Origin of the sequence: Agromyces humi, from assembly GCF_009720255.1 — a bacterium.
Taxonomy (GTDB): Bacteria; Actinomycetota; Actinomycetes; order Actinomycetales; family Microbacteriaceae; genus Agromyces; species Agromyces humi.
In genome coordinates this window covers 1-4,353 of sequence record NZ_WJSP02000317.1, presented here as the reverse complement: position 1 = coordinate 4,353, position 4,353 = coordinate 1, and the positions used below count along the sequence as shown (strand labels likewise).

The 4,353-nt window shown below is 69.4% G+C and carries 4 protein-coding genes; all 4 read left to right on the top strand.

Translation table 11 applies throughout. From position 1 onward, the window contains the following. Nucleotides 1-733 (top strand): AAA family ATPase (locus tag GH736_RS18040; RefSeq protein WP_456236777.1); only part of this gene is annotated, 733 nt, incomplete at its 5' end. A gap of 196 nt (nucleotides 734-929) precedes the next feature. Continuing rightward, nucleotides 930-1,553, top strand: coding sequence for a 30S ribosomal protein S4 (rpsD, locus tag GH736_RS18035; RefSeq protein WP_159605795.1), 624 nt, complete (start codon nucleotides 930-932; stop codon nucleotides 1,551-1,553). Between the two features lie 139 nt (nucleotides 1,554-1,692). Next, complete coding sequence (locus GH736_RS18030) at nucleotides 1,693-1,893, top strand: hypothetical protein (RefSeq protein ID WP_159605785.1); 201 nt, start codon at nucleotides 1,693-1,695, stop codon at nucleotides 1,891-1,893. 52 nt (nucleotides 1,894-1,945) lie between these two features. After that, on the top strand, nucleotides 1,946-4,353 hold a 2,408-nt coding region (gene alaS / locus GH736_RS18025; RefSeq protein ID WP_159605783.1), incomplete at its 3' end, for an alanine--tRNA ligase.

The window sequence follows — 4,353 nt, the reverse complement described above, 5'->3', positions numbered from 1 at the left end:
GACGCCGGCGCGAGCCGATGACGACGGCGCGGCCGCCGACGATGCCGCCGACCGCGACGTCGACGAGGGCACGGATGCCGCGACGCCGACCAAGCCGCTCATCACCGCCGAGGTCGTGGCTCGCGCCGTCGACCGCGCCCTGCTGCGCTACGACCGCAACGGCGACGAGCACTACGACGTGATCAGCGCGTTCATCAAGTCGGTGCGGGGGAGCGACGTCGATGCAGCGCTCCACTACCTCGCCCGCATGATCGAGGCCGGTGAGGATCCCCGGTTCATCGCGCGGCGCATCATCGTGCTCGCCTCGGAGGACATCGGCATGGCCGACCCCACGGCGCTCGGCGTGGCCGTGGCGGCGGCCGACGCCGTGCAGTACATCGGCATGCCCGAGGGGCGGATCCCGCTGGCTCAGGCCGTGGTGCACCTCGCCACCGCGCCGAAGTCCAATGCCGCCTACCTCGGCATCGATCGTGCGATCGCCGACGTGCGGGAGGGTCGCGCCGGGCGGGTGCCCAAGCACCTCCGCGACGCCCACTATCCGGGGGCGAAGCGCCTCGGCCACGGCAAGGGCTACGTCTATCCGCACGACGACGCGATCGGCGTGGTGCAGCAGGAGTACCTGCCTGCAGAGCTGCGCGGGGCGACCTACTACCAGCCGACGGAGCACGGCAACGAGCGAGAGGTGTCGGCACGGCTGGCGAAGCTCCGCCGCATCGTGCGCGGCGACCGCTGACGCGGTGTGGCGCCGAGGGCGGGCGTGATAGCATATTCCTCGGCCTGAAGCCAGATTCTCGAGCGCGGCTGCGAGGGAGTCACCGGCGAACGGGTGCGATCTGTAGCCGATCCACCCTTGGCGAATCCCTCTGACACAGACTTCCGGCGCACGAACGCGCCGCGAGTTCACTTGAGATTCTTCCGAAAGGACATTCGTGTCGAACCAGTCACGCAGCAAGACCCGCCTCTCCCGCGCGCTCGGCGTCGCCCTCACCCCGAAGGCCGCCAAGTACATGGAGAAGCGCCCCTACGCTCCCGGCGAGCACGGACGCACCAAGCGCAAGCAGGACTCCGACTACGCCGTGCGCCTTCGCGAGAAGCAGCGTCTCCGCGCCCAGTACGGCATCCGCGAGAAGCAGCTCCGCATCGCGTTCAACGAGGCCCGCCGCACCGACGGCCTGACCGGTGAGAACCTGGTCGAGCTGCTCGAGATGCGCCTCGACGCCCTCGTGCTCCGTGCCGGCTTCGCCCGCACCATCGCGCAGGCCCGCCAGTTCGTCGTGCACCGTCACATCCTCGTCGACGGCCAGATCGTCGACCGCCCGTCGTTCCGCGTGAAGCCCGGCCAGACCATCGGCGTCAAGCAGCGCTCCGAGGGCACCGAGCCCTTCCAGGTCGCCGCAGCCGGCGGCCACGTCGACGTGCTCCCCAAGCTCCCGGGCTACCTCGAGGTCGAGCTCGACACGCTCCAGGCCCAGCTCCTGCGTCGCCCCAAGCGCGCCGAGGTGCCCGTGACCTGTGACGTCCAGCTCGTCGTCGAGTACTACGCCGCTCGCTGAGCAGCTTGCATTCGGACCAGGGGTCGCGGGGGTTTCCCGCGGCCCCTGTTCCGTCTTCCGGGGCATCCGACCGCACTAGAATGTCAGGATGCGTGCCGGGCGGGACTCGCGCGGCGAGATCGGTCAGAGGGAGCACTTCGTGAAGAGCATCGTGTGGTTCGCCGTCGGCGTCGCTGCGGGCTTCGTGGCCGCCCACCAGGTCAACCAGACCGCACAGGGCCGGGAGTTCTTCTCGTCGGTCGACGCGAAGGCCAGGGCATTCGGCAAGGCCATCGCCGAGGGCTACCACGAGCGCGACGCCGAGCTCCGCGCCGCGGGCGACGCGCCCGCCCCGCGCTGATCCGGCTCCACGACTCCGCGCGGCCGCCGGGCCGCTGAACCAGAACGGAACCATGCAGACTGCAGACATCCGCCAGCGCTGGCTGGACTTCTTCGCCGCGCGCGGCCACACGGTCGTGCCCTCGGCGTCGCTCGTGTCCGACGACCCCACCCTGCTCTTCACGGTCGCCGGCATGGTGCCGTTCGTGCCGTACCTCACCGGCCTCGTGCCGTCGCCCTATCCGCGCGCCACGAGCGTGCAGAAGTGCATCCGCACGAACGACATCGAAGAGGTCGGCAAGACGCCGCGCCACGGCACGTTCTTCCAGATGAACGGCAACTTCTCCTTCGGCGACTACTTCAAGGAGGGGGCCATCAGCATGGCGTGGGAGCTGCTCACCACGCCCGAGTCCGAGGGCGGCTACGGCTTCGCCCCCGACGACCTGTGGGTCACGGTCTACAAGGACGACGACGAGGCGATCGAGCTCTGGAAGAAGGTCGCCGGCCTGCCCGAGGAGCGGATCCAGCGCCTCGACAAGGACACGAACTACTGGCACACCGGTCAGCCGGGCCCGGCCGGCCCCTGCTCCGAGATCTTCTTCGACCGCGGTCCCGCGTACGGCATCGACGGCGGTCCGGCGACCGACGACGACCGCTACGTCGAGATCTGGAACCTCGTGTTCATGCAGTACCTCATCGATGACGTGAAGTCGAAGACCGACTTCCGCATCGTGAAGGAACTGCCGAAGAAGAACATCGACACCGGCATGGGCCTCGAGCGTGTCGCGTTCATCAAGCAGGGCGTCGAGAACATGTACGAGATCGACCAGGTCCGTCCGGTGCTCGACCGCGCGGCGGAGCTGTCGGGGCGCACGTACGGCGCCGATCACGAGGACGATGTCCGCATGCGGGTCATCGCCGACCACATCCGCTCGTCGCTCATGCTCATGAGCGACGGCGTGAGCCCGTCGAACGAGGGCCGCGGCTACATCCTGCGCCGGCTGCTGCGTCGCAGCATCCGTGCCATGCGACTGCTCGGCGTCGAGGGGCCGACCTTCCGCGAGCTGTTCGCCGCGTCGCGCGATGCGATGAAGGCCGCGTATCCCGAGGTCGCGCGCGACTACGCGCACATCGAGCAACTGGCGCTCGGCGAGGAGGAGACCTTCCTCCGCACGCTCGCGGCCGGCACCTCGATCCTCGACGTCGCGGTCGCCTCCACGAAGCAGTCCGGCCGGGAAGAACTGGCGGGCGACACCGCGTTCCTCCTGCACGACACCTACGGATTCCCGATCGAGCTCACCCTCGAGATGGCCGACGAGGCGGGCCTCGCGGTCGACCGGGTCGCCTTCGACGAGCTCATGACCGCGCAGCGCACCCGCGCGAAGGCCGACGCGAAGTCGAAGAAGAAGGTGCTCGCCGACCTCTCGGTGTACGGCGACTTCCGCGCCAAGGGCGAGACGATCTTCACCGGATACACCGAGCTGACCACGGAGTCCACCGTGCTCGGCCTCCTCGTCGACGGCCGTCCGGTGCCGGTCGCCACCGTAGGGCAGACCGCCGAGGTCATCCTCGCGGAGACCTCCCTCTATGCGGAGTCCGGCGGCCAGGCGCCCGACCAGGGCCGCATCGTCGGCGACGGCTTCGAGCTCGAGGTCCTCGACGTGCAGAAGCCCGTCAAGGGGCTCATCAGCCACACCGTGAAGGTCACCTCGGGCGAGGTCGGCGTGGGCATGCCCGCCACCACCCTCGTCGACGAGGACTACCGACGCGGCGCGACGCAGGCGCATTCGGGCACTCATCTCGTGCACGCGGCGCTCCGACAGGTGCTCGGCCCCAACGCCCACCAGTCGGGTTCGTACAACAAGGCGGGCTACCTTCGGCTCGACTACGGCTGGAACTCCGCCCTGTCCACCGAGACGCGCAGCGAGATCGAGGAGATCTCCAACAACGCGATCCGCGACAACCTGGAGGTCGTCACCCGCGAGATGCCTCTCGACGAGGCGAAGAACCTCGGTGCGATGGCCCTGTTCGGCGAGAAGTACGGCGACGTCGTGCGCGTCGTCGACATCGGCGGACCGTGGTCGCGTGAGCTGTGCGCGGGTACGCACGTGTCGACGAGCTCCGAGGTCGGCATGATCAACATCGTCGGCGAGTCTTCGGTCGGCGCCTCCAACCGCCGCGTCGAGTCGCTCGTCGGCATGGACGCGTTCCGTCGGTTCGCCGCCGAGCGCGCGCTCGTGTCCGAGCTCACCGCCAATCTCAAGACCCGCCCCGAGCAGCTCGTCGACCGCGTCGGCGAGCTCGTGTCGAGCCTCAAGGCCGCCGAGAAGCGCATCGCGCAGTTCGAGGCGAAGGCGCTCGGCGACCGCGTCCCGGCCCTCGCGGCCAACGCCGTGCGCTCGGGCGACGTCCTCGTCGTGGCCGAGCATGTGGGGCGGCTCGGCTCTGGCGACGAGGTGCGCTCGCTCGCGACCGCCGTGCG